The organism is Syntrophobacter fumaroxidans MPOB (assembly GCF_000014965.1).
GTDB classification, from domain to species: Bacteria; Desulfobacterota; Syntrophobacteria; order Syntrophobacterales; family Syntrophobacteraceae; genus Syntrophobacter; species Syntrophobacter fumaroxidans.
The window spans coordinates 4,160,900-4,185,840 of the sequence record NC_008554.1; the positions used below are offsets into that span (position 1 = coordinate 4,160,900).

The 24,941-nt window shown below is 61.5% G+C and carries 27 protein-coding genes; 3 read left to right on the top strand and 24 right to left on the bottom strand.

Annotation, left to right across the window (positions count from 1 at the left end):
- Nucleotides 1-157 precede the first annotated feature (157 nt).
- From SFUM_RS17520 to SFUM_RS17570, 11 genes are all read right to left on the bottom strand, one after another.
- Nucleotides 158-943, bottom strand: a complete 786-nt coding sequence (locus tag SFUM_RS17520; protein WP_011700191.1) for a putative hydro-lyase — start codon at nt 941-943, stop codon at nt 158-160.
- A complete protein-coding gene (locus SFUM_RS17525; protein WP_011700192.1) occupies nt 918-1,865 on the bottom strand; it encodes a 5-oxoprolinase subunit C family protein in 948 nt (315 codons plus the stop codon). Before SFUM_RS17525 ends, SFUM_RS17520 begins: the two co-directional genes overlap by 26 nt.
- Nucleotides 1,843-2,535, bottom strand: coding sequence for a 5-oxoprolinase subunit PxpB (gene pxpB, locus SFUM_RS17530; RefSeq protein WP_167321374.1), 693 nt, complete (start codon nt 2,533-2,535; stop codon nt 1,843-1,845). The genes SFUM_RS17525 and pxpB overlap by 23 nt, the downstream gene beginning before the upstream one ends.
- 54 nt (nt 2,536-2,589) lie before the next feature.
- Entirely contained in the window at nt 2,590-3,306 is a 717-nt protein-coding gene (locus SFUM_RS17535; RefSeq protein WP_011700194.1) for an ABC transporter ATP-binding protein, read from the bottom strand.
- Nucleotides 3,306-4,055 carry an ABC transporter ATP-binding protein gene (locus tag SFUM_RS17540; protein WP_011700195.1) on the bottom strand — a complete coding sequence of 250 codons (750 nt, stop codon included), beginning with the start codon at nt 4,053-4,055 and terminating at the stop codon, nt 3,306-3,308. Before SFUM_RS17540 ends, SFUM_RS17535 begins: the two co-directional genes overlap by 1 nt.
- On the bottom strand, nt 4,052-5,059 hold the full coding sequence (locus SFUM_RS23605) for a branched-chain amino acid ABC transporter permease (RefSeq protein ID WP_011700196.1): 1,008 nt from the start codon (nt 5,057-5,059) through the stop codon (nt 4,052-4,054). Before SFUM_RS23605 ends, SFUM_RS17540 begins: the two co-directional genes overlap by 4 nt.
- Entirely contained in the window at nt 5,047-5,961 is a 915-nt protein-coding gene (locus SFUM_RS17550; RefSeq protein WP_011700197.1) for a branched-chain amino acid ABC transporter permease, read from the bottom strand. Before SFUM_RS17550 ends, SFUM_RS23605 begins: the two co-directional genes overlap by 13 nt.
- 163 nt (nt 5,962-6,124) lie before the next feature.
- Complete coding sequence (locus tag SFUM_RS17555; protein WP_011700198.1) at nt 6,125-7,435, bottom strand: ABC transporter substrate-binding protein; 1,311 nt, start codon at nt 7,433-7,435, stop codon at nt 6,125-6,127.
- A gap of 619 nt (nt 7,436-8,054) precedes the next feature.
- Nucleotides 8,055-9,110: a selenide, water dikinase SelD gene (selD, locus tag SFUM_RS17560; RefSeq protein ID WP_083764120.1), complete on the bottom strand. Its 1,056-nt coding sequence runs from the start codon at nt 9,108-9,110 to the stop codon at nt 8,055-8,057.
- A 127-nt stretch (nt 9,111-9,237) separates the two neighbouring features.
- The gene (yedF, locus tag SFUM_RS17565) at nt 9,238-9,840 is read right to left on the bottom strand and encodes a sulfurtransferase-like selenium metabolism protein YedF (RefSeq protein WP_011700200.1); all 603 of its coding nucleotides are present in this window, start codon (nt 9,838-9,840) and stop codon (nt 9,238-9,240) included.
- A 553-nt stretch (nt 9,841-10,393) separates the two neighbouring features.
- Complete coding sequence (locus SFUM_RS17570) at nt 10,394-10,945, bottom strand: hypothetical protein (protein ID WP_011700202.1); 552 nt, start codon at nt 10,943-10,945, stop codon at nt 10,394-10,396.
- Nucleotides 10,946-11,657: 712 nt separating this feature from the next.
- Between SFUM_RS17570 and SFUM_RS17580 the strand changes: the two genes are divergently transcribed.
- The gene (locus SFUM_RS17580; protein ID WP_150109554.1) at nt 11,658-12,053 is read left to right on the top strand and encodes a hypothetical protein; all 396 of its coding nucleotides are present in this window, start codon (nt 11,658-11,660) and stop codon (nt 12,051-12,053) included.
- Nucleotides 12,054-12,274: 221 nt separating this feature from the next.
- Here SFUM_RS17580 and SFUM_RS17590 read toward each other — a convergent pair whose 3' ends face one another.
- Nucleotides 12,275-12,652, bottom strand: a complete 378-nt coding sequence (locus SFUM_RS17590) for an ANTAR domain-containing protein (RefSeq protein WP_041440880.1) — start codon at nt 12,650-12,652, stop codon at nt 12,275-12,277.
- Between SFUM_RS17590 and SFUM_RS22990 the strand changes: the two genes are divergently transcribed.
- Nucleotides 12,651-12,869, top strand: coding sequence for a hypothetical protein (locus SFUM_RS22990; protein ID WP_041440883.1), 219 nt, complete (start codon nt 12,651-12,653; stop codon nt 12,867-12,869). The two genes, SFUM_RS17590 and SFUM_RS22990, sit on opposite strands and share 2 nt — an antisense overlap.
- Nucleotides 12,870-13,058: 189 nt before the next feature.
- Here the strand turns inward: SFUM_RS22990 and SFUM_RS17600 are convergent, their stop codons facing one another.
- The 12 genes from SFUM_RS17600 to SFUM_RS17655 form a co-directional block, all read right to left on the bottom strand.
- Nucleotides 13,059-13,442 (bottom strand): NifB/NifX family molybdenum-iron cluster-binding protein, encoded by a 384-nt coding sequence (locus SFUM_RS17600; protein WP_011700205.1) that lies wholly within the window; start codon nt 13,440-13,442, stop codon nt 13,059-13,061.
- Nucleotides 13,443-13,593: 151 nt separating this feature from the next.
- Complete coding sequence (locus SFUM_RS17605) at nt 13,594-14,472, bottom strand: ATP-binding protein (RefSeq protein ID WP_011700206.1); 879 nt, start codon at nt 14,470-14,472, stop codon at nt 13,594-13,596.
- Nucleotides 14,465-15,346, bottom strand: a complete 882-nt coding sequence (locus SFUM_RS17610; protein ID WP_011700207.1) for a nucleotide-binding protein — start codon at nt 15,344-15,346, stop codon at nt 14,465-14,467. The genes SFUM_RS17605 and SFUM_RS17610 overlap by 8 nt, the downstream gene beginning before the upstream one ends.
- Nucleotides 15,343-15,708, bottom strand: coding sequence for a NifB/NifX family molybdenum-iron cluster-binding protein (locus SFUM_RS17615; RefSeq protein WP_011700208.1), 366 nt, complete (start codon nt 15,706-15,708; stop codon nt 15,343-15,345). The genes SFUM_RS17610 and SFUM_RS17615 overlap by 4 nt, the downstream gene beginning before the upstream one ends.
- Nucleotides 15,709-15,753: 45 nt before the next feature.
- Nucleotides 15,754-16,218 carry an iron-sulfur cluster assembly scaffold protein gene (locus tag SFUM_RS22065; RefSeq protein ID WP_011700209.1) on the bottom strand — a complete coding sequence of 155 codons (465 nt, stop codon included), beginning with the start codon at nt 16,216-16,218 and terminating at the stop codon, nt 15,754-15,756.
- A gap of 626 nt (nt 16,219-16,844) precedes the next feature.
- Nucleotides 16,845-17,345 (bottom strand): NifB/NifX family molybdenum-iron cluster-binding protein, encoded by a 501-nt coding sequence (locus SFUM_RS17625; RefSeq protein ID WP_011700210.1) that lies wholly within the window; start codon nt 17,343-17,345, stop codon nt 16,845-16,847.
- A gap of 102 nt (nt 17,346-17,447) precedes the next feature.
- Nucleotides 17,448-17,795 (bottom strand): DUF5320 domain-containing protein, encoded by a 348-nt coding sequence (locus SFUM_RS24150; RefSeq protein WP_041440886.1) that lies wholly within the window; start codon nt 17,793-17,795, stop codon nt 17,448-17,450.
- 660 nt (nt 17,796-18,455) lie between these two features.
- Nucleotides 18,456-19,556, bottom strand: coding sequence for a M42 family metallopeptidase (locus tag SFUM_RS17635; RefSeq protein WP_011700212.1), 1,101 nt, complete (start codon nt 19,554-19,556; stop codon nt 18,456-18,458).
- A 56-nt stretch (nt 19,557-19,612) separates the two neighbouring features.
- Nucleotides 19,613-20,605 (bottom strand): nucleoside recognition protein, encoded by a 993-nt coding sequence (locus SFUM_RS17640; RefSeq protein WP_011700213.1) that lies wholly within the window; start codon nt 20,603-20,605, stop codon nt 19,613-19,615.
- Nucleotides 20,606-21,041: 436 nt separating this feature from the next.
- Nucleotides 21,042-21,848: an alpha/beta fold hydrolase gene (locus SFUM_RS17645; protein WP_011700214.1), complete on the bottom strand. Its 807-nt coding sequence runs from the start codon at nt 21,846-21,848 to the stop codon at nt 21,042-21,044.
- Nucleotides 21,849-21,956: 108 nt separating this feature from the next.
- A complete protein-coding gene (locus SFUM_RS17650; RefSeq protein ID WP_011700215.1) occupies nt 21,957-22,682 on the bottom strand; it encodes a superoxide dismutase in 726 nt (241 codons plus the stop codon).
- A gap of 205 nt (nt 22,683-22,887) precedes the next feature.
- Nucleotides 22,888-23,388 carry a hypothetical protein gene (locus SFUM_RS17655; RefSeq protein WP_011700216.1) on the bottom strand — a complete coding sequence of 167 codons (501 nt, stop codon included), beginning with the start codon at nt 23,386-23,388 and terminating at the stop codon, nt 22,888-22,890.
- Between the two features lie 654 nt (nt 23,389-24,042).
- On the opposite strand from SFUM_RS17655, the gene SFUM_RS17665 reads away from it, so the two are divergent.
- Nucleotides 24,043-24,828, top strand: a complete 786-nt coding sequence (locus SFUM_RS17665) for an SAM-dependent methyltransferase (RefSeq protein ID WP_011700217.1) — start codon at nt 24,043-24,045, stop codon at nt 24,826-24,828.
- Nucleotides 24,829-24,941: the final 113 nt, after the last annotated feature.

The window sequence follows — 24,941 nt, forward strand, 5'->3', positions numbered from 1 at the left end:
ACCGGCGCGCCGAACCGGAGATCATTCGTGGAACTTACCGGCTGCCCGTCATTTCACCGATGGCGCAAGCCCCGGGCATTCGCATCCGGTCGGGCACGACAGGGTGCAGGCGATCCCCGGTTTTCGCGCGCCGGGGCGCGGTAGCCGCCGCTTCGGGTCAGAGCGCTGCCAGTGTCTCGTTGAGCACGTCCGTGATGAACATATGCCCGGGGGCATGCGTGATGCACAGCTCAGGCTCGGCGGACAGGACCGCCAGGGACGAAGTCACGCCGCAGGCCCAGAACACGGGGGTTTCTCCGTCCTTGACGGTGACGGGGTCGCCGAAATCGGGCCGGTCGAGATCGCGAATTCCCAGGGCGCCGGGATCTCCCACCTGGATCGGGGCGCCGTGAGCCAGGGAGTAACGGGAGGTGATCCGGACGGCGCGCATGACGAGGTCGTTGGGAATGGGGCGCATGGTCACGACGAGCGGGGCGGAAAAAGGTCCCGCCGAAGCGCACTTGCGGTTGGTGACGTACATGGAGACGTTCTTGCCTTCCTCGATGTTTCTCACCGGCACCCCCGCGCCCGTCAGGGACGCTTCGAAGGTGAAGCTGCATCCGAGCAGAAACGAGACCATGCCTGCGTCGAAACAGCCCGTGATGTCGGTCGCCTCCTGTTCCAGTCTGCCTTTCCTCCAAACGCGATAGAGCGGTACGTCCGTGCGTATGTCGGCTCCTGGAGCGGTTGCATGCGGCTCGGTCACCCCGGGTTCCAGGACTTCCAGGATCGGGCAGGGCTTGGAATTCCGGACGCAGAACAGGAGAAAGTCGAAAGCGTATCGCCGGTCGAGGATAACGACATTGGCCTGGGCGTAAGCGGGGGCCAGGCCGGTGGTCGGCTTGGTCCATTGGCTGCGGGCTATTCTTGCCCTGATGTCACGTGGCGATTCCATACCGGTCATAGAAACTCCTGAGCTGATACTGGTTCTTCAGATAGACTTCCCTCGCCTCGATTAGGCCGACGGCTGTGAAACGGATCCCGGCCCCGACGGAAAGCTGGGCCAGCAAAGGCAAGTCCGTCGAGATGACCGTGGCGATCTTGACATATCCTCCGGTGGTCTGGCAATCGGCGGCAAGGATCGTGGGCTGCCGGTTCCCGGACACCTGGATGGCGCCCGCGCATGTCCCGTCGGAAATGATGTCGGCCCCGCGTGCGAGTCCGATGGGCGGCCCCGACAGGCCGATTCCCATACGGTCGGACCTGACGGTGACTTCGTAGAGGCCGCATAGGAAGCTTTGCATCCCCTCCTCGGTGACGCGATCGTCCTGAGGACCGGGGATGATCCGCACCGTCGGCCGGTCCGAATAGGGCGGAATCAAGCCCGACGGAAAAGCGAAAATCGGTTTTCCGACCACGTTGCCGAGCGGCAGGATATCACCTTTTCGCAAAGGCCTTCCCTCATGCCCGCCGAAGCCTCCGCGGAGGTAGGTCGACCGGCTGCCCATGATTTCCGGCACTGCGACTCCTCCCGACACGGCGAGGCAGGAACGCAGTCCCGAACGGGCGTAATCGAGGTGAAGGGAATCCCCTCTCCCGGCGGCGTGACACGTCCAGCTGGACACGGGGACTCCATTCAGAGTGGGGGCATGGTCCGCGCCGGTGACGGCGAAATGGGCATCGCAGAGGAATTCCGCCATGAATCCTCCAAGAGTGATTTCGATGGCGGCGGCGCCGGGGTCGTTTCCCACCAGGAGGTTCCCCACCACCAGGGCCTGCCGGTCCATGGCCCCGGACACGGGCACGCCCCGATCCCGGAAACCGAACCGGCCAAGGTCCTGGATCGTGGCCGGGGGTCCGGCCTCAATGATCCCGATAGCTCTCAAATTCGTCCCTCGTGATGGCCTTGAATCTCAAGGTCTGCCCGGTCCGGATAAGGAAGGGATCATTTTTCCCCAGGTCGAATAGCTTCAGCGGGGTTTTCCCGATCAAGCGCCATCCGCCGGGGCTGTCGATGGGGTAGATCCCGGTCTGACGGTCCGCGATGCCGACGCTGCCCGCCGGCACGACCTTGCGCGATTCCTTCCTGCGCGGGGTGTAAAGCCGCTCGTCCAGGCCGCCCAGGTAAGGGAAGCCGGGAGTGAAGCCGATCATGCAGACGGTGTAGACGGAGGCGCAGTGCAATTTGACCACTTCCTCCGGGGATATGCCGTGAAAGGATGCGACCTCGTCCAGGTCCGGACCGTGCCCACCTCCGTAGCACACGGGGATTTCGATGGGAGGAGCGGCCTCCATGGCGACTTCGGCGCTCCATTCCAGGCATTCGTCGATGACCAGCAGCAGGTTTTCAAAAGAGCACTCCCGGGGATCGTATTGAATGAAAAGGGAACGATAGGTGGGGTTCAGCCCCAGGATTCCGGGAAGCCGCCGTGCTCCGAGACTTCTGAACAGCTGCTGCACCCGGCCGTTGATGCTCGGGGCGATGTCGTTCCCGAACTCCACGCTGATGCCGGTGTCGCCGCAAAGCAGGATGCGCGGTTCGCGATAGGCTTTCATGGCACACAATCCGTTTTCGGCTTCGGGCATGGCGATCAGCGCCCCCGCGCGTCCTCACAACCCCAGGAACGCCTTCCGGACGCTGTCGTCTTGCAGCAGTTCGGCGCCTGAGCCTTCCTGCACCACCTTTCCCGTCTGCAGGACGTAGCCCCGATCACTCATCTCGAGGGATTCCCTCACGTTCTGTTCGACGAGCAGAATGGTGAGACCTTCCTTCTTGAGCTTCACGATCGCGTCGAAGAGCTCGTCCACGAGCAACGGCGAGAGTCCCAGCGATGGCTCGTCGAGCATGAGGATCCTGGGGTTCGACATGAGTCCTCTGCCGACCGCGACCATCTGCTGTTCGCCTCCGGAGAGGGTGGATGCGGCCTGCCGGCGCCGCTCCCGCAAGCGCGGAAAGAGTGTGAACACGAATTCCAGGTTTTCCGCGATGCGCTGCCGGTCCTCGAGGCAGTAGGCGCCAAGGAGCAGGTTTTCCTCGACGGAGAGCGGTCGAAAGAGCATCTTTTCCTCCGGGACGTAAACGACGCCGAGTCGAACGATGGCCTCGGTCCGCTTATCGTGGATCGCGACGCCGCCGAACCGGATTTCGCCCTCGAAGGCCCTCTGCGCCGCCATCACCGCCCTCAAAATGGTCGATTTCCCGGCGCCGTTCGAGCCCACCACGCAAACCGTTTCCCCGGGATACACCTCCAGGGAAACGCCGTGGATGACGGGCAGTCCCGAATAACGGACCTTGATCGCCTTGACCTGCAACAGCGGTTCGGGCATCAGCTTGACTCCGCCGTGTATTCTCGAGCGTAGCGTTCGCCCAGGTATGCCTTGATGACGCCCGGATCCTTGACGACGTCCCGGGGCAGCCCTTCGGCGATCTTCTCCCCGTAATCCAGGACGAGCACCCGGTGACAGACGTTCATGACCATTTCCATAACGTGCTCGATAAGAATCACGGTCACCCCGAGGTCCTGGTGGATGAAACGGATGCTCGCCACGGTGGCGTCCACTTCGTGCGGCGTGAGGCCGGCGGCAACCTCGTCGAGCAGCAGGAGCTTCGGCTCGGTACCCATGGCCGTGGCCATGACCACGCGCTTTTGGGCGGCGATGGGAAGCTCTCCCACCATGTGGCGTGCCAGAGGCTCAAGCTGGAAGTCCCTCAGCAGTCCATCCGCGCGGGCCGAGGCGACGGACCGTGAACCGGTCTTCATGAAACAGCCCACCATGATGTTTTCCTTCACGGTGAGGTCCCCGGACGCGGCGTAGATCTGGAAGGTCCTGGTGAGGCCGAGCCGGGCGATCTCATGGGCCTTCAGCGCCGTGATGTCCCGGCCGTCGAAGACGATCCGGCCCGAATCGATGCGGTGAGTGCCTGCAACGGAGTTGAACAGCGTGGTTTTCCCGGCCCCGTTGGGGCCGATGATGCCGAGCAACTCCCCCCGGGCCGCTTCAAAGGAGATATTCTTGTTGGCGACCAGCCCGCCGAAGCTTTTCGTGACGTTGCGAACTTCCACAAGTGCCGTCACGCCCGCTTCCTCCGCCTTATTCTTTCCACGATACCCCAGACTCCCCGGGGTTCCACCGCCGAGATGAACATGATGATGGCCCCGTAGATGACCAGATCGATTCCGACCAGCCCGGCGCGCGCACCGAGCCATTCTTTCAGGTAGCTTTTGAGCGGGATCAGGATGCCCGCACCGATGAGGGGGCCCCAGAGGGAACCGGCCCCGCCGAGCATGGCCATGAGCGCGATCAGGATCGAAATGTCGAGGCTCATGGTGTCTTCCGGCTCGATATTCTTGACGTAACACGCGTGAAACGAGCCCACCGCGCTGACGAACGTGACGGCAACGGCGTACGTCTTGATCTTGGCCCACTGCACGTTGATCCCGAGCGACCGGGCCACCTCTTCGTTGTCCTTTATGGAACGAAGTTGAAACCCGAGACGCGATTTCCGGAACCAGTTGACGTAAAGGATGCCGATAAAGAAGAAGGCCAGAATGATGTAATAATAGGTGTCGTCCTGTGTGAAGAAAAGGTGCAGGAAATCGGGCGAAGAGAATCGCGTGGCGGGAATTTCGAGGCCGCGCGCCGCGCCCACGAAGCGCCACACCTCGAAGATGTCCTTGAGCACCAGAGACGTCGCGATGGTGGCAATGGCAAAATAGTGGCCTTTCAGCCGGAAAACCGAGTAACCGATGACGGAACACCAGGCGATCGCGATGAGGACCCCGACGGGCATGGACACCCAGAACGGCGTGTTCCAGCGGATCATGGAGACGGCGGTGGCATAGGCGCCAATCCCGAGGTACTGGGCCAGACCCAGGTCCACCTGGCCCCCGTAGCCCCCGATCGTGTTCCAGCCCATGCCGTACAGGGAGAACATCAGAAACTGGATCACCGTGGACATGGCGAAAGAGGAAAACGGGAAGAACGGAAAAACCAGCAAGGCGAGTCCAACCGCCGCGGCGATGCCCAGGTCGAGGCGGGGGAGATCCCTGAAGTCGAAGAAGTTCTTTAGTTTTTCCACCCGAACAATCCTCTGGGACGAATCAGCATGATGAGAAAATAAGCAAGATATACCCACGTGTACTTGAATGGAGTCATGGAGATGCCGGCCATCCACGAGCTGCCGGTGAGATAGGTGAAAAAATCCCAGAAACCGGGGATCTCGGTGATCAGGCCCACGATCAAACCGGCAAAAAACGCGCCCGGCACGCTGCCGAACCCGCCCAGAGCAACGATTGCGAAGGCGATCATGGTGAACAGCAGCCCCACGTAGGGGGTCACGGACCAAAAGTTGACCAGCAGCGCCCCGGCGATGGTCACCGTGGCCGCGCCGATGCCCCATGCCAGGCCGTTCATGCGCTCGGTGGAAATCCCCATGTAGCGCGCTCCCTGGCGGTTCAGGGCGGTGGCCACCATGGCCTTGCCGGTCCGCGTCCGGTGCATCAACAGCCAGACCGCGGCGAAGGAAATCACGGCCATGACCGCTCCGGCCAGTTTCGTGGCCGGAACGACCACTCCCATGCCGAGATCGAATGCCCGGTTGACCAGGACGCCGCTGTGGATCGTACGGTCCTCGGAGCCGAACAAGAGCAGGGCGAGGTTGCGCAGGAACAGCATCAGGCCGAATGTGCCCAGCAATTGGGCCACCATCGGGCCGCGCAAGAGGAATTTTACGAAACCGTAATAGCAGGCCACCCCCAGCGCGTAACCGACCGCCCCGGCGACGGGAATCATCAGCAGGGGATCGAGGCCGGAGGCCTGGGAAGTAAGGAGGGCGGTGTACATGCCGAGCATGAGGAATTCGCCGTGGGCGAAATTGACGATGTCCATCATGCCGAAAATGATCGTCAAGCCGAGCGCTATCAAAGCGAACAGCATCCCGATGAGCAAACCCGCAACCAGTGAACCGACGAGAATTTCCATAAGCCGTGTCGCGCTCAATTCATGCCTGCCCGGGGGAGAATGCCCGGGCTACCGATGGCCGGACGGCGCCGCACCGCCCGGTCCACCTCACCGATCTTCCATGCACGGCGCCGAATGAGCGCCCGCTCCCGAGTCCCCGGCGCCCCCTCGGTGCGGCGCTCGATCAGAAAGCCTTGAACGGATAAATCATGTTCGCCGTGCTCACATCGAACGGGTAGATGATCTCCAGGACGATGTTGCCGTCCTTGTCCTTCTGGTATTGGCCGATAATCCCCGACCCCAGCTCGTTCTGGCCCCTGTCGGCGCCGGCGGCGGCAAACTTGATCCCCCTCCAGGGGACGATCAGCTGCTCTCCCGGAATGCTGATGCTGTTAGCGGTCTTCTGAATGTCTTCGGGTTTGGTCGACCCGGCCTTTTCCAGGATTTCCACCCAGGTCTGCAACCCCGTGAACGCCCTGGCCGATGCTCCGCTCAGATCGTGCCCGATTTCCTTTTTGTAAAGCTCGTTCACCTGTCCCGACACTTTTTTCACCGCGGCAACCCTGGGAGCGAAAACCGTGCGGGTCAAGATCCCCACCACGTCATCGCCCAGAGTAGATCTGAATTCCGGGGCCTCAAAACCCGCGTTCTGCCCCCAGATGATCTTGGCGCAGGCTTTCTGTGCCTTGAGCGTCTTCACCATCAAGATGGCGTCCGAGGCGTAAGAAGCAAAGAGCATCGCATCCGGTTTCACCGCTTGCAGTGACCGTACCTCACTCGAAAGATCCGCGGACTTTGCCGCATAGAGCATCGATTTCTGAACGATGAAGCCATATTGTTTGGCGAAGCCCTCGATCGTCTCCGAAACCTGGGAACCCCACTCGGTTTTCTCACAGGCGGAGACCAGCTTCTTGATCTGATCCCCCGGAACCGCGGGCACCCCCTTGACTTTGCCTTCGGTGAGTCCTTTCAACAGTTCGAACAAATCCCTGGTGAAAGTCACGTCGTGAGGCGTGGTTCTCCAGAACCATTTGAAATCGCGCTGTGTCAGCGCCGGCGAGGTGGACGAATCGTTGATCATGGGAATCCCGTACTGCTCGCACACGGCGCTTACGGTTTTCGTCACGGAGCTGTGGTAACAGCCGAGGATGCCGACCACTTTGTTGTCCAGAATGAGCTGCTTGGCCAGGTCGGCGCCAAGCGTCGGGTTTCCCTCGTGATCCTTGAATATCAGCTCGATTTTGGCGCCGCCCAGGGAGGTGATTCCACCCCTTCTGGCCATGTCCATGTCGATGCCGGGCATCACGTCGTTTGCTATTCGGGCGGCCAGTTCCGCGCCGGCTCGCAGCTCCCTGCCTTCGGCAGCCGCTCCTCCCGTCAGCGGATAGATCACGCCGATCTTGATCGTTTCCGCGGCAGGACAGGCCGTCCGGAATACGGCAATCACGGCCAAAGCCAGGCAGACAGCCCAAAGGACAGAACGCGTCTTCATCATGACCGCCTCCGTTGTGAAAAGGTGTGGTTCCGATGTCATGCAACAGCACAAAAATGTGCCAGGAAAGCCTCGCAAATCCAGTTGTTCAACATAGAAAAATCAACAATATCCTGTCAAGCTATTATTGTTCGCAAAGAGATATCTACTATCCACACGAGGTTTATCGACACTAACAATCCGCCATTCGTAATGACTGATCCTAACGGTTTTCAGCCCGTACTCATACCGAGGTGCGTTCAAGATGGCAAAACACCTGCCCGTCGGGAGGCGACGCGGGCGAGGATAAACGCCGCCCCTTGCCACGGAGCGATGCGCCGGTCAGACGTAAGAGGTTACTTTATGCCCCCCGCCCAATGCACTCGTCTTGAACGCAATTATCCATGCCCCCTGCGACACCCGCGAAGCATGAAAACAGTTTCACCCGGGAATCTATTTTCTAGGTAATAAGAATATTTGATCGGGAGAATAGGGGAGTTACGAAAGCTTAAGCTCCGCGGGGGAGCAACACCTTGAAGCACTCAAAATAATCTACCGACCCGGTCGGGTCAGGGCCTTCCCCGGCCCGCGGCGGGGCCGACGTCTCCCGCGGGTGCGCGAAGCATCGTCGGCGGAGCTTTCTTCACGCCCGGCGCATCAATTGAATCGATCCCTTGTCCGCCCTGGTTGCACGGCCGATGATCGCCGCGCGGGGAACCCCTCCCGCTTTCAGTGCCCCGACCAGCGAGTCGGCGTCTTCTTCGGGAAGCGAAATAAGCAGTCCGCCCGAGGTCTGTGCGTCGGCGAGAAGGTCCAGTAGCAGGGGATCCAGCGGTTCGGTCTGAAGGACCCGATGGGCACAAAAGCTGCGATTTGCATAGCTCCCCGCGGGCAGGAGTCCCAGTTGCAGCAAATCCAGGGCCTCCGGAAGCAGGGGAACCCTTTCCGCCTCGATCGTGATCGAGACGTTGCTCGCCGCCGCCATCTCCAGGGCGTGGCCCAGGAGGCCAAAGCCGGTGACGTCGGTGCACGCATGCACCGGGTATGCGGCCATGACCTCGGCGGCCCTCCGGTTGAGGGTCGCCATGGTCTCGATGGCCAGCTTCTCTCCCTCTTCAGAGACCAGCTCCGCCTTTATTGCGGTGGCCAATATCCCCGTTCCGAGCGGTTTGGTGAGGATGAGGGCGTCCCCCGGGCGGACCCCTGCATTGGTCAGGATCCTGTCGGGGTGAACCGTGCCGGTGACCGAAAGACCGTACTTGATCTCCGGGTCTTCCACGCTGTGTCCTCCAGCGAGGACGGCCCCGGCTTCGTGGGTCTTCTCCAGCCCTCCTCGAAGGATCTCTTTGAGGATGGCTTTATCCAGGCTTTTCACGGGGAAGCAAACGACGTTCATGGCCGTGAGCGGCCGTCCCCCCATGGCGTACACGTCACTGAGGGCGTTTGCCGCGGCGATCCGGCCGAAATCGTAAGGATCGTTCACGACGGGGGTGATGAAGTCGATGGTCTGAACCAGGGCAAGCTCGTCCGTCAGGCGGTAGACGCCGGCATCGTCGGACGTCTCGCGTCCCACGAGCAGGTTCGGGTCTTCCTCCATGGGCAGGCCCTCCAGGATCTCGGACAGGTCCTCCGGACCTATTTTCGCCGCTCAACCTGCCGCGCGAACGCTCTTTGCCAATTGCACCTTTGAAACAGCCATGCGCACTTCCGGATTCCATCGAAAGCTCAGCCCGCCTCGCATCGTTGCGAGGCGGGCGTCATCTTGAAGAACGATACCTTTTTCAACTGGAGCCCGCACAGACTAATACTATCATACCGCGAACGGATCAAGCCATACTGATGACCTTGTCCGCCAGTTGCATTGCGGTGACGATATCGAGCATGTTGGTTGTTTCACCGACCTGCTTCTTCTCCAGGAGACCGAAATGGTTCAGACAGGTCCCGCAAACCAGTATGGTGACGCCTTCCCGTTCCAATTCCCGGAGCGCGTCGAGAGCCGCCGAACCCTCGGCGGTCAGCTTGACCCCTCCGTTGAGGAAGATGAGGCGCCACAGGTCCTGTCCCATTTCTTTCAAGGTTCCGATGAAGTTGACAACGAGCTTTCCGCCGAGCACGTCGTCTCCGCGACCCAGAAATTCGGTCGCCACGAGGACGGCGGTCCTGGTCTCCTCCCGCGCCTCATCGACCGGGAGCTCACACGGCGAGGACGTCGCGTCCCGGTTCCCCGTTATCTCGAAGGTTTCTCCCTGCTCCGAAACGCTGACCGCGTATCCGGCGCGGGCCAGGAAACGGCTCACGTTCTCCTTCGCTGCGGGGTTGTCCACAATAACGCTGAACCGGGCAACGTCGCCCCGATCGACAACTTCCTTGGCTTTCAAAACCGGATGGGGACAGGCCATGCCACGACAGTCGAGAGTTGCTTCGTTCATAGGAACACCTCTTGAGAATTCGTTGTTCGAGTCTGGTCGGGTGCCGATGCCGGTGTGGATCGCTCCGAACACATTGCGGCAGATGGTCCGCGGAAGCCCCATTGTCGCTCTGTCCGACGGTTTCCACCGGTTTACCCCGCCGGTGAAACCCGATTCGGGACTCCGGGAGAAAACCGGGCCCGCGCGGCGTCTTCGTATCCAGTTTCGAAACGGTCCTTCCGGCTGTCCGCGAGCCGCGGCAACCACCCTCGGCCCCGTAGCGAAACGGTTCTCCGGCGTCCCTGCAAAACGAAAAGCCGCAAGGGTAAATCTACATCGGTTGGTTCAATCTGACAAATCGGCAAAATTACATGTGATGCCGTCAATGCATCGGAAATATCAATAGTTGAAGGAACGACGGGAGATTCCCGCCGGTCGGTGCGCCCATGGTGGAACAACGTTGCGGGCGTGCCTGGAGGCCGGCCGATCATCGTCGCGGTGGCGCGTGAAACAAAGTTTGGACCGTGCCGTAATGGAAGTAAAGGACGCGGTGGGAAATGCCCCGGGATCGGGCTTACGAAAAGGTGGTCCTGGGCTCCCGAAATCCCCAGATGATCCCGGAGGCGGCGGCCAGCGCCACGACGCCCTCCGGGTCGGGTTCCATGAATGCATCGACGGTTCTCGGGGTGAGATCGACGATCTTCCAATGGGGCGATCGGATTTCCAGCCGCTCGACGACCACGCTCGACCCCGGTTTCTTTTCTTCCCGCAGTTCCGCGACTCTCCCGGAACTCTCCTCCGGGAAGGTCAAGGTCATTCTCCGGGGCTGCACGAAGGCGAGCACCCAGGAAACCCGGCGCAGCCGGCGCAGGCAGGTAACGATCAGATGCCGGCCGAGGAAGAACAGGAAAAACCCTATGAGAAAACATGTGCCGATCAACAGCCACGCGAATAGAGGCGGGGGCGACTGGAAAACCGGGACTCCGGGAAGGGCGCCCGTCACGATGGCCAGCAGGCCGATTCCCCAAAGCGTCAGGAAAACGCCGCCGATCAGGGCGATGATGCCGGCCACGACGAGAAACCGTGCTTCCAGCTTCAGTTCGGGGTGTATGGGAATATCGTTCATCGGTCGAATCCTTCAGAAAACGCGGCAACCCCGGGATCTGCGCGTGCGGGTTCTTGAGCCCCGATCGCCTTCGTTCCCGGAAACAACGACACGCAGCGCGATCTCAAAACAACCTTCCGCCTGAGCCCCCCGGTCCGGGGGAACAACCGGGACCGGCAGGTGGTGCCCGCTTTTCATGGCGCCATCGATTACGATCACCATAACCTGTTTGTGCTTCAAATTGAAAGGGACTCTTCCCGGGGGTCGAGACGCGGGGCAAAATGAAAAGCCCGGCACGCGACCAAAGGCTCTGCGGGTGCTGGGCCTCTTCGGGCATAAGGGATACACGGCGGCAAACTTATCGACAGACAGCCTCGTTTCAAGACACTATAATGAAAAGCGTGGTCCCTCTGATACGGATTTGCGTTCAGAATGATACTCTAAAAGCGTGGGGGACGTATCCCCCACACCCCCTCGCCGCTTCGCGGCTCCGTGTGGCGCTGCGGCGGCGGCCTTCGGCCAGTCGCCGACAGCGCCGAGCACTCGGCCTCACGCGCTTGCGCGTGTGGCCGAAACTTGGGGGGTGCGGGGGAATCATTCCCCCGCTCTTTTGTGCTTGAAAGATCCATCTCTTGAACGCAACTTCGTATGAGATGTGAAAGGAAGCGAAACCGTGAGATTCCTGCAAATCCCGCGCGGACAATCCTTGTTACAGAGATGCCGACCGGCGGTCTTGAAGTTTTGGCTGCCGGCGGTGGCGGGAGTCCTCTGGTCCGGCGTGGGGATCGCGCTCTGCGTCACGGCATGCGGGTGGCTTTTGCCGACCCGTTGGCCTGTGAACGCTGCTGGAGCGGCGCTTGGATTCGGCTCCGGAGTCCTGGTCCATCGTTTCGGGTTTTCCCGGATTGCCGGGCGGAACATCGACCGTATCGCCGCTCAGCCCGACAAGGTCTGCCTGTTTGCCTTTCAGGCATGGCGGAGCTACCTGCTGATCGTCGTCATGGTCATCCTGGGATACGTGCTTCGCCATTCCCACCTTCCCCTGCCGGTGCTTGCCGTCATTTATTCCGCTGTCGGCACCGGCCTTGTCCTGAGCAGTACGCTCTACTACAGGCGCCTGTTCAAGTAGCGGGCAACGGCTTGGGTGTTTTCATCGGCTCCCGGAAGTCGGATGCGGGCCCGACATCGGGACGACGGCTGTTCTCCGGGTGAGTGCGGCCACCGTGCGGGAACCTCGACAACCGCGACTCGAGCGTGGAGGACGATTCGCCCGTGAGCCCGGGTCCCGGGCTCCGGGAGCAAGGAAGAATCCAGGAAGTGAGTGCGGGGCTGGGAAGGGAGGGGCGGGAATCAGCCGACGAATCCGAGGACATCCCTCAGCCTGCGCAACAACTCCGTTGCGTCGCGTCGGCCGGGCATGAGCGGAAGTGCGGAAAGAACGCCAAGACCTTCGCTCGCCTCGTGGAATTCGTCTTCGGAAAGCGGGCTGAGCACCGCGGTGTTGACCATGGCGTTGACCTCGATCAGTTTCGACACCAGGCTCAGCGGTTCCGTATCCGGCAACTTGGAATCAACGATCGCAAGGTGCGGAAAAGCGTTGCGCACGGCGTCCAGAGATTCCTTGCCGGTCCCGGCCTGCTCGAGGCGGACGTCCGGGTCCGAGGCCAGGCCTTCGATGAAGGCGCGAAGGGTTTCCGGGCGTGCGCTGACCAAAAGAATGCGGAGCATGATTTCTCCTTTTCGATGGGTGAAGAGGGCGGGCGGGTTTTCCAGGGAGAACCCCCTCAGCGTCCCCGTCGAAGTGAAATGCGCCGGCCGGGGCGATCGGGGAACCATCCGGCTGACGCTCATTGCGGCATTCCCCGCGGTCACTCAGAACCGGATCGGATTTCTCCACGACGGCTCAGCCCGCCCCGCCACATTTCCTGAACCGGAGCTCGAATAAGGCCTGCAATCGTCGGCGAGCCTTTTTCGGAACGCTCATTGCCGACCGCTCGTAATGCCCGTGGTGCAGAGCGGTTTCCCGGGTCTTGCGGCGTGTCCGGGAAACGGTGCGCCGCCCCGCGCCCTCGTGGAGGATGGTCTTCGGTGGAAGTGTCCGCCGTCCCCGTTCGGAGGATCACATGGTGCCCGCCTAACGTCCGCCGCCCCCTCCGCAGGTGAAATCGTTGGTGAACTGCGGCAGACTTCCGTTCAGGTACGCCTTTACCGCGTCGCCCACGGTCAGAGCGTCGGCGCCGTAGAGGACGGAAATTCCCACCTGAGTGAACCCCATGAGCGGCCGCATGCCCATGCCCCCCGCGATGAGGACCTGGACGCCGTGCCGGGCCAGGTGATTGACGGGGGCCATGCAGCCGCCCTGCTGATGCGGGACGTTGGGCAGGGTCTTGACCTTCACGACCTTTCCGTCCGCGACTTCCACCAGTGTGTAAAGATCACAGTGGCCGAAATGGGCGCCGAGGGCGGATTCGAGACCGCCCGGATGGGTCGAGGGAATGGCGACAACTGTGCTTTTCATGGTTCTTTCTCCTGATTGCGCTTGATCTTCTGCAACGTCATGAAACGCCGCACTCTGCCAAATAAACATCGGTTACACACGGCGATGGAGGACAGGTCGTTCTCCCGCCGACACTCATACATGCCTGGTTCCGCACGGGAGATTCGCCCGTCTAGCCGATTCCGTTCATCAGCGCCTCGATTCGCGCCCAGGTGCTCGTGAGCTCCCGGCTGAAGGCCGCCTCGGGCAGTTCCGTTACCACCAGCCCCTGGATCATGGCCCGGGTGACGATCGGATCGTGTGGAAGACGGGCGAGCACCGGATAGTCCCTCTCCCGGCAGTACGCCTCGATGCGGGAGGCTTCATCCTGGTTGAGGTCGTGCTTGTTGATGATAACCGCGAAGGCAACCTGAAAGTGCCTGCACAGATCGGCCACCCGCTCCAGGTCATGCCGTCCCGACGGGGTGGGCTCGGTGACCGCCACTGCCAGATGGGTTCCCGAGAGGGAACTGATCACGGGACAGCCGATGCCCGGCGCCCCGTCGCAGAGCACCAGGTCCAGCCCTTTGGCGGTGGCCAGTTCCCGGGCCTGTTGTTTGAGCACCATGACCAGCCGGCCGGAGTTTTCCGCTCCCGGAAAGAGCTGGGCGTGGACCATGGGACCAAACCGCGTGGACGAGACGTACCAGTGCCCGCAGTGTCTCAGTTCAAAGCGGATCGCCTCGGCCGGGCAGAAGGCCACGCACACCTTACAGCCCTCGCACCGGATGGGATCGACGGTATACCCTCGCTCCCCCTCACGTATCGCATCGAATCGACAAAGCGAGGCGCACACACCGCATCCGGTGCACCGCTCGCCGTCGATCCGGGCTTCGTAGCCCGAGAGGAAACGCTCCTCCCGTTCCCGAACGGGGCGGAGAAGCAAGTGGAGGTCGGGGGCGTCCACGTCCAGGTCGCAAACGACTTTGTTTGCAGCCAGGTGAGCGAAGGCGCCGGTAAGCGAGGTCTTGCCCGTTCCGCCCTTGCCGCTGATGATCACGATCTCACGCATGGGCCGCCTCCCGCGGGCGGGACCGCTCCGCCAGGTCACGGATTTCATCGCGCAGGGAGACAAAGGTCTCCTTGAGCCGCGGGGATACTTCCGCAATGACCCTGCCGCGGGCGTAGGCCTCGGCGATGGCCCTGTCGAAAGGGATCTCGGTCAGGATCGGAAGTCCTTTGTCCCGGCAGAACCGATAGAGGTCGTCGGTGCCAAGCCCCGCGCGGTTGACCACGGCGCCCATGGGTTTTCCCAGAGGGGAAAAGGCTTCCCATGCCAACCGGAAGTCGTAAAAGCCGAAGGGGGTGGGTTCGGTGACCAGAAGGATCAGATCGCTGTCAATGACGGCATTTACCGCGGGACAGCTGACGCCCGGCGGGGCGTCGATGATGGCGTCCCGAGCGCTTTGCGCGATCATTTCGTTGAGCTTTGCCTTGACCAGGCGCATGAAAGGCGGGCTCATCGCTTCGCCCACCCGCAGCCGACCCATGAGAAATCCGATTGTCCCGGCCCGGCCCCGGTTGATTTCCCCCAGTTCGCGCGTGCCGGGGGAAAGCGCCTTCTCCGGGCACAAGGCGATGCAGCCGCCGCAGCCGTGGCACATCTCGGGGAAGGTCAGTATGAGTTTGCCCATCGCACATATGGCCTTGAACTGGCAAAGCTCGGAACAGGCGCCGCAAAAGGTGCACCTGGAGGCGTCGACGACGGGGACCTCCATATGGGCCGCTTCGCTCTCCTCGAGATTCGGTCTGAGGAAGAGATGCAGGTTGGGCTCTTCGACATCGAGGTCCACGGCCACCAGCGGCCGATCCCAGATCGTGGCAAGAGATGCGGCCACCGTGGTCTTGCCCGTTCCGCCCTTGCCGCTCGCCACGGAAACGATCATTTTTCGCCCTCCCGGTTCGGGCCGTCGGCAACGCGCACCGAACCGCTCTTGAACCGCTCCAGGGCCTCCCGTACGGTCATTCCATCCAGGTCCTGCACGATCTGAATTCCTACCGCGGTCAGGGCCTGAAAAGCCTTGGGGCCGACATATCCGGTGAGCAGGCACTCGGCGCCGGCCTGCACGATGAGTTGGGCGGCCTGTATTCCAGCGCCCTGGGCCAGAATTTGCGATCGGCCGTTGTCGATGTACCGGGTCTCCATGGTTTCAAGATCCACGATCACGAACCCGGCAGTCCGGCCGAACCGGGGATCCACCCGGTCATCGAGACCGGGCCCTTCACTCGTAACGGCAATTTTTCTCACTTCGTGCTCCCTCTCCGAAATAGGGCATGACGGGCATGCCCGCTCCTATTCTTCCGCCGTGGGCGTCGCGAGATGGTGGCGATGCGGCGGCGCGGCCACATGGTTGTGGATCGCCGTCTGCAGCGTCGCGGCGGCCAGATACGCGCAATGATGATGGTCTTCGGGCAGGTCCTCGATCATGTCGAGAATCGTGTCTCCTTCGATCATGGCCGCGTCGTCGAGGTTCCTCCCTATCGCGAGCATCACGGCGAGAAATCCGCAGGCCTTGCTGGGGCCGCATCCGTCGGTCACGAAAGAGCCGTCGACGATTTCGTCTTCCTGAATCTCGAGGTGGATCTCCATCGTTTCCCCGCAAGGGCCGGTCACCTTGGCGGAAGAAGTCGCCTTGGGCAATTTCCCGAATTTGATCTGTCGCGGATTCGTGTTCGGCTCTTTGGGGCCGTAGCTTTTTTGGGTCTGACTGCTGATCAGTTTCTCCAGGTCGCTCATCTGCCGCAATCCTTTGTGCATGATTCTCCGCTGCAGCTCCGCTGCCATCGCTGTTCACTCAACGCAACCGGAATGACACCCGGTCATGGACCCCGGTGGTGGTGCAATACTCATTCCAGGTGGAGGTGTTTCTCCCGGATTCCACCGGGACGGCGAGGATAATTCGGCATGCGTGTACTTGGTGCGGGCTTTCAGAAGAGATGGGCATGGGTGCAAACTGGACCCATGCCCTGAGGAGAGGGAACAAAATGTTCCCATTTGCTCTGCAGATCTGAAGCTCCACCGATCTCGTAAGCAAGCAGCCGACCGGCACCGGGGCGCCGCTGTCTCGGCGCGAGCCTGACCGGCCCTTTCCGGGCGGCGATGACCGGACCTGCTCCGTTGGACCTGCTTATGAACGCCGCCGCAGGCACCCTTTGATCCAACACGGTCGCTCTCTCGGCTATTCCGGACGGCAAGACGCTCCCGTTTCTCCGCGCCGCCCTGCCGGACAGCGCCCCCACCGATCGGCCCGGGCGGCTCTTTCGTCCGCTCGATGGCCGCTCGATTCATCTGGGCGCATCGCTCGGGCTGCAAAGGTTCTGTCCGTCAAGGCACCGATCGTCATGGCGGCTCATCGGCATCACGGCATCGGAACAGGGAACATTCTACCGGCGGGGAGCGTTTCCGCCGCCTCCTCTGCGTCCGTTTCCCTTTCCCATTCCTTTTCCGCCTCCACATCCCCGGCCTCGACCCATGCCGCGTCCAGGCCCCGTGCCTTTTCCTCCGCAGCCGAGCATGCCCGCGCCGGGTCCCGTTCCCGTATCCGTTGCCGAATCGGCCTCACTCGACAATCCGCCCGCCTTGAAGCGTGCGACCGCCTCGCGAATGGACCCGCTCATGCCCGTTATCATGCGGACGCCGACCGCCGCCAGCGCCTGGTGTGCCTTGGGGCCGATCGTGCCGGTAATGACGGCCGCGGCGCCCTTGTTGTACACGAGCTGAGCCGCACTGGTCCCCGCCCCGGTTGGGGCGTCGATGTCGGGATTCGTCACGGTCTCGAACCGCATTGTTTCGGGATCGATCAAAAGAAAATAACGGCTTCTTCCGAAGCGAGGATATACCTCGCTGTCCAGATTCGGTTCCGGTGCTGATACAGCGATTCTCATTCACATCCCTTTCCGTCGGGATCGATCCGATCCGCATGGGGGTTTTCAGGATCGCACCCATGGGGCAGCCTCCTCTCGGAAGCTCTCCCGTCATGTTATCCGTCACTCTGCGTTCCGATCCCTCTCGATTTGGGCTATCCTTGCCCTGGCGGCGTCAAGCGCCCCTTCAAGGTGCGCGATGTGGTCCCTGAGGACATTGAGTTCATCCCGGGGAGCCGACCGGGTATAGCCCGCGGCTTCGAAGCGGCCTCTTCCGGCGCACGGCCGGACGGGAGCCGCCATCCCGGCGGTGAATCGTCTCCACCCTCGGCCGCGACCCGGGCCCCGACCAAAGAATGGTCCGTGGTATCCCTCCAGTGCGTCGCCCTCGACTGCACCACTGCAAAAACCGAGTTGCCTGCCCGTCATGGGGCCCAGTCCTTGCGGACCGGTTCTGTCTTTGCCCGGCATGGTCGTTCCTCCCTGGTTCAAAAGGATTGTTTCCGTCAGAAGCGGATCGAAGCCGGTTGCATGAAATGCGAGGAGCGCACACCGTCCTTGCGGGGGCAAGCGCCCGTGAAGCGCGCCGGCTCCGGTAGCCCGTTTCTGAGCCGATACCCGACCCTGTCCGGGGCAAAATTCATGCCGGAGGAGAGAACAACACGAGGGTTGCGGGAATACGCATCCCGCCGGAACGAACGAAAGGTGGGCTGAAGGTACAAAATGTTCCCGAGGAGGGCTCACAATGTTCCGTCCGAGAAGTTTTGCCGCGGCTTGGACGGCGGGATCAAGGCGGGGAATCGGAGTCGTGCATCCCGGGACTGTTCCTGTCCTCCGGCAGTCGTTTGGCTTTCGTATCGTCGCCGTGATGTGGGTTGCACGTTGCACAAGGAATGCGTGGATGGGAAACGTGCTCAGCCTGCCGCCCGTTAATCAGGCAAGGGAGCGGCGCACGCCCGCCAGGCAGGGGGGGTATTCCGCAGGTCGGCTCGGTGGTCGCCTTGAGACGGCGGACGCGGTGCTTTCCCTCGATTTGCAGCCGGGCGGGATTTCCCCGCGCCCGTCTCATGTCGGGCCGGATGCGCGGCGAGGATGCCGTTCGAGACGGCTTCCTCGCCGACGAGGGGATCTCTACTTGTCGTCGTAGGTAACAAACGACCGAACGGCATCCTCGTCGAGCCGTTCGAGCAATTTCATGACCAGGTCGAGTGCGCTCAGGTAGTCCTCCATGTGAACGAGCCCGTTGTGGGTATGGATGTAACGGGAGGGTACGCCGAGAACGATGGTCGGCACGCCTTCCCGCGTCAGATGAACGGCACGGGCGTCGGTCGATCCGCTTCGGCGGACTGCGACCTGGTGCGCGATTCCGTGTTCTCGGGCCAGTTCGACGGCATATCGGCTGAACTTGCGATTCATGATCGCCGACGGGTCCATGAGCCTGATCTGGACGCCTCCCCGCAGTTTTCCCTGTCGCTCCTCTTCCGTCGTTCCTGGCAGATCGTCCGCCGGCGTGCCTTCCAGGATGATGGCCGCGTCGGGATTGACGGCGTGCGCCGCGGTCTGGGCGCCCCTCACCCCGACTTCCTCCTGGACCGTTCCCACCGCGCAAACCGTGTTGTGGTGCGTCATCGACATCAGCATGGCGGCGGCATGTATGACCACGGCCATCCCCACCCGGTTGTCGAACGCCTTGCACAGGAAGACGTCGGGATCGTGCAGCACGGTGAAGCTGCTGTCGGGAACGATGCTGTCTCCCACCTCGATCCCGAAACGATCCCGGACATCCACCGCGTCGCGCGCTCCCACATCGATGAACATATCTTCGATTTTCATCACTTTTTCACGTTCGGCGTCGGTCAGGAAATGGGGTGGCTTGGCCCCCACGACGCCGATGATCTCCGTGTTGTTGCGGGTGATTATCCTCACCCGTTTGGCCAGGATCGTATGCGGCCACCAGCCGCCCAACGGGAGGAACCGGATCAGTCCTTCCCGCGTGACGCTCTGCACCACGAACCCGACTTCATCCATGTGCGCGGCAAGCATGATCCGAGGGGTTTCGGAAGTTCCTTTTTTCGTGTAAATGATGCTCCCGGTTTTGTCCGTGGTGGTGTCCCCCCCCACTTCCGTCCGGAAGATACGGCGCACGGCGTCTTCATGACCCGGCGCGCCGGGAGCTTCGGCGAGGCTCTTCAGCAAGTGAATTGCGGCGGCTGTTACAGGATCGTTCAGCATGTCTTATACTCCGGTTTGATGAACGGGCACGCAGCGATTATTTCAAATTTTTAACGTCAATGCGGCATTCCTTGTTCGGACTCGGTGGCGGCGGCTCCAGGCATGAAAAAATAGCGGTAAAAGCCGGCGTCGGAGATTCGAGATATTACACGGACCAGAAGAAAGACGCAAGCCATTGAAAACACGATTCTTCCCCAGAATACGCCCGACATGTCGCCACCCAGAATGACCGTGAGCAGGGTGTCTTCGATGAGGCTGTGACACAATCCCATCAGGGCCAGGGCCGAGAAAATATCCCTTTTGTCTATTCGGTCGGAGTTTGCTTCCCGGATAATTAAACCTCCTCCATATGCCAGCCCCAGTGTCATGCCCACAATCGTGATGGTGGCCGCGGAGCTGCCGATGCCGAGCACGGTGAGCACGGGCTGCAGCAGGCGGGTGATGATGCCGGTAATCCCGAGGTGAGCCAGGATTCTCAGCAGAATGACCAGGGCAAGAATGATGACGTATATCATGGCCAGGGTTTTGGCCTGGTTGACGGCCCAGGAGACGAGAGACGGCTCTTGGGAGGGGGGGACCCAGGCGAGGACGTTGGGTTGCTGGAGCCAGCCTCCCCATTGGTAGAGGTGGTGGAGGCACAGGCCGAACAGGAAGCCGCAGCCGACGCGAAACAAACCCATCGCGACGGGGCGCGCGCCCGCTTTTCGGGCAATGGCCAATTCCATCGGAAGGCCGTGGGCGACCAGCATGATGGAGTAGAGCACCGTCGTCTGAGCGACGGTCAGCGGATTATCGGCGCTCAGGGAGGCGAACACGATCAGCCCGGCATAGAACGTGTTCAACATGGCCGATGCCCACGCCAGCCCCATGCTCCCGGGAAGCCCGACCATTTGCATGACGGGAGCCAGCCAGCCGGCGAGAATCTCGATCATGCCCAGCTCTTTGAGAATCTTGACGGCAATCAGGATGGGGACCATGATCCTGAAGAGGCTCAGGGTGATGTCCGTGGCTTCCCACACCAGCTTCTTGATGGAGTCTATGGAGATCACTCTCGGAATCGCTTCCCCGAAGAATTTGTATTCCTTGCCCGAATCCGCGCGGCATCCCCACCGTTCGCCCCGGCTGTCCGAACGGAAGATCGTCCGGGCCCGCAAGCCGCTCGGGCTCGTTGGCCCCAATTTTCGCGGGAATGTCAAGCACGGGCATCATAGAGGAAAAAGCCGGCCCGGCCAAGACGCAACATCAGGAGGGACGGGTCACTCGTTTGGGGGTCGAAAACGCGGGAATCGAAGGACGCAGCCGGGAGAGGCTCCAATGAGGAGCGAATTCCGGGCTGCCGCGGATGCCGGGAGACTTCGGGAAACCGACGGGTGGCGCGGCCACGACCGGACCGAAGCTCAAAGCTTGCGTCAGGGCTCATTCCCCGCCGGACCGAGTATCTTCACCGGGTGCCCGCCGGCAGGGAGGGATGCCGGACGGTCCTCGTCAAATACCGCAGGCCAGTATTTCCTCGAGCCGTCGATAGAACGCGTCCCTTGCATGCCGCTCGGTCCAGGGCACGTGTCCGCAACGCTCCAGCAGGATGAACCGAAAATCCTCGAGGACGTCCGTCAGCGGCGTGCGGACCCCTTCCGCCGGGTGGGCGTCGTAGTCGCCGTGGATCGCCACAACCGGGCAGCGAATCCGTTTTCCGAGCTCCAGGAGCCGGCCGCTTCGTCTCAGGCCCGCGGCATCGCGCCACACACTCTCAAAGATATCGGGCCGGTAGTCGATTGCAGCGGGATCCTCATCGTCCGAATCGTAGGCGTCGGCCTTGGAAAACAAGGCCCCGAAACGCGCGAAGGCGGCAGTCTTGTTCTCCATGGCGGGATCGTCCAATTGCCGGATGAGGGATTCGAGCTCCGATCGTTCCCCTTCCTCGAGACGCCTCAGCCTGGTTTCCTGAATTCCGCGGGCATACCCGGCTTCGAAAGGCGGGCTGGAAACGAGCACCAGCTTTTTCACCACGGGCGGGTACAGGGCCGCCACCATGAAACTGAGCCACGCCCCCCACGAGAAGCCGATGAGGATCACGGGGAGTGTCCCGTGCCGTCGCAGGACCGTTTCCAGCTCTTCGATCTGCCCCCGGAGCGAAGCGGCGGTCTGGAGCGGTTCGAGAACGCCGCGGCCGCGCGACAGCCTCCGTGCCACCGGAGCCGCCTGCCCGGCTGCTCCGGGGCCACCGTGGACGACGGCCACGCAAAACGGACCCGTACCGTGCGTTCTGAGATTGTCCACGCCGTATCCTTGCATGGCGGACGTTCCGGTAGCATCACCCGCGCACGGGCGGGCATCCGCGGAGAGCAGGTTTGCATTCCCGATTGCGCCGCATCCTCCGCGCGTGGGCGGGCATCCGATGCATCAGCTGCGCCCGAGATTCGCCGCGACAAATTCCCAGTTGATCAGTTTTTCGATCACGCCGTTGACGTAGTCGGCCCGTCGGTTCTGGTAATCGAGGTAGTAGGCATGTTCCCAGACGTCGATGGTCAGAAGAGGCTTCATGTTCCGGGTCATGGGATTGTCGGCGTTGCTCGTGGCGACGACCTTCAGCTTGTCCCCGTCCAGGACCAGCCAGGCCCAGCCGCTTCCAAAACAGGTGACGGCCGCACTGGCCAGTTCCTTCCGGCACGCGTCGAGACTGCCGAAGGACGTTTCGATCCTTTGCTTCAGAGCGGGTTGCGGATCGCCGCCACCCTTCGGGCTCAGGCACTTCCAATAGAATGTATGGTTCCAGGTTTGCGCCGCATTGTTGAAAATGGCGGCCTTGTCGGATTTCCCGGCCGTGGAGGAGATGACCTGCTCGATGGGCATCTGCGCGAATTCCGTGCCGGCAATGAGCTTGTTCACGTTGTCCAGGTAGGCCTTGTGGTGTTTTCCATAGTGGAAACCGAGCGTCGCCGAGGAAAGCACGGGCTCCAGCGCATTTTCGGCGTACGGCAGCGGCGGCAGCTCATGGGCGGCTGCAGCGGCCCTCGAAATGCCGGGGAAGCTTCGGAAGGCAAGCAGGCAGGCTGCGCCCGAAGCCACTCCTAGGAACTTGCGGCGGGACAACCCCGGGGTGCAATCGTCCTGGTTGACGCGTATCATGGCATGACCTCCATCGACGAGAAATTTCAGTGGCGGGCAACCTACGGAACGGCGAACCCATGGCTCTGAAATTCGCCGTGCCGGAAAACGGGACTTGTTTTGGAATCTAATTCACTCGGCGGGGATTGCAAGCGGTGGTTTGCATTCACCTGGGGATTGCACGCTTCCGGCTGAGCCGCGAGGAATGGAAGAACGTCGTCCGCGTTCACCTGGAGGTTGCACCCGTGAGGCCGCAAAAAATCTCCCTGAGGTCCTTCTCATCGATTTCGGAGAATACCTGCTCGTAACGGTCCGCTTCCGCTGCGGCAGACTCCGGGTCCTCGCGTTCGATCGCGAGGGTTTCCGCTCGGACTTCTTCGGCCGCGTTCCGGTTTTTCGACGGGATCGCCCGCGTACCCTTGTTGTCCATGATCCAACGGTCGCAGTCGTCGTGAGTTCCGATATACAGAAATACGATTTCATCTTCCCTTTTCAGGCCGACCAGTCGGTAACCGTTGCCCAGATCGTACTTGAGACAGTTCTTGATTCTTCCTTCTCCGTATTTGGTGGGCCGCCCGATGTTCTTGAGACCGCGAGGCCCTTCGGCAATCAGGCCGTCGATGATCCGGTCCGCCTGCTCAGCGGCCAGGGCCGCGCGGCCTCCGGCCTTGAGGAGAACCTTCCGGCGCTTGATGAAAACCGCATCCCTGTTGACGAAACGTATCATTGAACCTCTCCCGAGAGGTGGATGCCGGCCGCAGCATGTTCGGCACCACTTTGCTCCCGGAGCGGAAAGGGAGATGGAATTCCGACGCGGTTGGCAGTTGAGTGCAGGTTCATGATGCGGCGCCGCTCGTCTCCGGCACTTCGACACCTGCCGTTTTGTCAACCACGGCGGTTTAGGATGCTTAATAAATATACTCTACCGATGCGTCAAATCGAAAATATCGATAAATAGATGCATCGGCATCGACATTTCAGCCGCGAATCCGAAGTCCCGGTCTGTTCGGAACGACGGTTTCCGCCTTTGAAGTGCTCGATTTTTCGCGGGTTTTGCCTGAAATCGCAACTGCCTCGTGCGTTGAAATACTTGGGGGAAATTACCGCCGGTTCCCCCCCATGATCGCCTTCCCCGGGTTCCCCGCGCCGGGGGCGCCGAAACACCGCCTTGACATAACCCTTCACACGGTCATAGACTGAAGGCCTATGGCAATTGTCCTCTAACAGAAGCCGCGCAGCGTTAAGCGAACTCCAACGCATCGGGCCGATGACCCGTCCAATGCGAATGTGGTGGTGCGGCTTCTGGTCTCCTCGTTCGGCAATCCCCGCAAATACTGCTGTTTGAGCACATTTCATCGGAATATCAGAGGAGATATGAGCGATGGACCAATCCGAACTGACGGTTTGCTTTTATGATGTCTTCGACGCCTCTTTGCCTCGTCTGGGGCCTGGAGACGATCTTTCCACACAAAAGGCCATCAGCCTGCTGCGCGCGGCAAAGCCGGAACGGATGAATCCTCCGGGCCCGTTGGGGCTCAAGATCCTTGATCTGGGGTGTGGAAACGGGGCTCAGACCATCCAGTTGGCAAAGCACCTCGACGGAACCATCGTGGCGGTCGACAACCACGAGCAATACCTGACCGAGCTCAGGCGGAGGGCCGTCGCGCAGGGCGTTTCGGACAAAATCCATACCTGCCTCGACGATATGCGCGACTTCACGAAGCGAGAGGAACGCTTCGATCTGATCTGGTCGGAAGGAGCCGTGTACTTCATGGGATTTGCGGAAGGGCTGGCCGCCTGTCGAAAGCTGCTGGTGCCGGGCGGGTTGATGGCCGCATCCGAGCTCACCTGGTTCCGGCCCGACCCGCCGGCCGAGTGTCGAGAGTATTTTGCCGGCGTCTATCCTCCCATGGTCGATAGCGCCGCTAACCTGGCGACCGTCGAAAACTGCGGATACGAGGTGCTGGGATACTTTGCATTGCCGGAATCGGCATGGCTGGAAAGCTTTTATCGCCCCATCGAGAATCGGCTTCGGTCACTCCAGGAAAAGTATGCCGCGGACCGTGCCGGAAGCGAAACAGTCGAATCCATCCGCAAGGAGGTCGACATCTATCGCAAGTACTCCAGTTGGTATGGCTATGTCTTCTACCTGATGCAAAGCCGTTGAGGCGCGATTGGGCCGGGGTCGCGGTTACAGTGCCCCCGGCCCGCTTCCCGCCCCGACCGCAGTCGGTCGGAATCTCTCGAATAGTCGCCGGTATCAGGATAAGCTCGATGCCT

Excerpts from the sequence above, each read along its gene's own strand:
- SFUM_RS17520 (WP_011700191.1), bottom strand. The coding sequence starts at position 943 with ATGACCGGTATGGAATCGCCACGTGACATCAGGGCAAGAATAGCCCGC.
- pxpB (WP_167321374.1), bottom strand. The coding sequence starts at position 2,535 with ATGAAAGCCTATCGCGAACCGCGCATCCTGCTTTGCGGCGACACCGGC.
- SFUM_RS17535 (WP_011700194.1), bottom strand. The coding sequence starts at position 3,306 with ATGCCCGAACCGCTGTTGCAGGTCAAGGCGATCAAGGTCCGTTATTCG.
- SFUM_RS17550 (WP_011700197.1), bottom strand. The coding sequence starts at position 5,961 with ATGGAAATTCTCGTCGGTTCACTGGTTGCGGGTTTGCTCATCGGGATG.
- SFUM_RS17555 (WP_011700198.1), bottom strand. The coding sequence starts at position 7,435 with ATGATGAAGACGCGTTCTGTCCTTTGGGCTGTCTGCCTGGCTTTGGCC.
- yedF (WP_011700200.1), bottom strand. The coding sequence starts at position 9,840 with ATGAACGAAGCAACTCTCGACTGTCGTGGCATGGCCTGTCCCCATCCG.
- SFUM_RS17570 (WP_011700202.1), bottom strand. The coding sequence starts at position 10,945 with ATGAACGATATTCCCATACACCCCGAACTGAAGCTGGAAGCACGGTTT.
- SFUM_RS22990 (WP_041440883.1), top strand. The coding sequence starts at position 12,651 with ATGATTTCTCCTTTTCGATGGGTGAAGAGGGCGGGCGGGTTTTCCAGG.
- SFUM_RS17590 (WP_041440880.1), bottom strand. The coding sequence starts at position 12,652 with ATGCTCCGCATTCTTTTGGTCAGCGCACGCCCGGAAACCCTTCGCGCC.
- SFUM_RS17600 (WP_011700205.1), bottom strand. The coding sequence starts at position 13,442 with ATGAAAAGCACAGTTGTCGCCATTCCCTCGACCCATCCGGGCGGTCTC.
- SFUM_RS17605 (WP_011700206.1), bottom strand. The coding sequence starts at position 14,472 with ATGCGTGAGATCGTGATCATCAGCGGCAAGGGCGGAACGGGCAAGACC.
- SFUM_RS17610 (WP_011700207.1), bottom strand. The coding sequence starts at position 15,346 with ATGATCGTTTCCGTGGCGAGCGGCAAGGGCGGAACGGGCAAGACCACG.
- SFUM_RS22065 (WP_011700209.1), bottom strand. The coding sequence starts at position 16,218 with ATGCACAAAGGATTGCGGCAGATGAGCGACCTGGAGAAACTGATCAGC.
- SFUM_RS17625 (WP_011700210.1), bottom strand. The coding sequence starts at position 17,345 with ATGAGAATCGCTGTATCAGCACCGGAACCGAATCTGGACAGCGAGGTA.
- SFUM_RS24150 (WP_041440886.1), bottom strand. The coding sequence starts at position 17,795 with ATGCCGGGCAAAGACAGAACCGGTCCGCAAGGACTGGGCCCCATGACG.
- SFUM_RS17635 (WP_011700212.1), bottom strand. The coding sequence starts at position 19,556 with ATGCTGAACGATCCTGTAACAGCCGCCGCAATTCACTTGCTGAAGAGC.
- SFUM_RS17645 (WP_011700214.1), bottom strand. The coding sequence starts at position 21,848 with ATGCAAGGATACGGCGTGGACAATCTCAGAACGCACGGTACGGGTCCG.
- SFUM_RS17650 (WP_011700215.1), bottom strand. The coding sequence starts at position 22,682 with ATGATACGCGTCAACCAGGACGATTGCACCCCGGGGTTGTCCCGCCGC.
- SFUM_RS17655 (WP_011700216.1), bottom strand. The coding sequence starts at position 23,388 with ATGATACGTTTCGTCAACAGGGATGCGGTTTTCATCAAGCGCCGGAAG.
- SFUM_RS17665 (WP_011700217.1), top strand. The coding sequence starts at position 24,043 with ATGGACCAATCCGAACTGACGGTTTGCTTTTATGATGTCTTCGACGCC.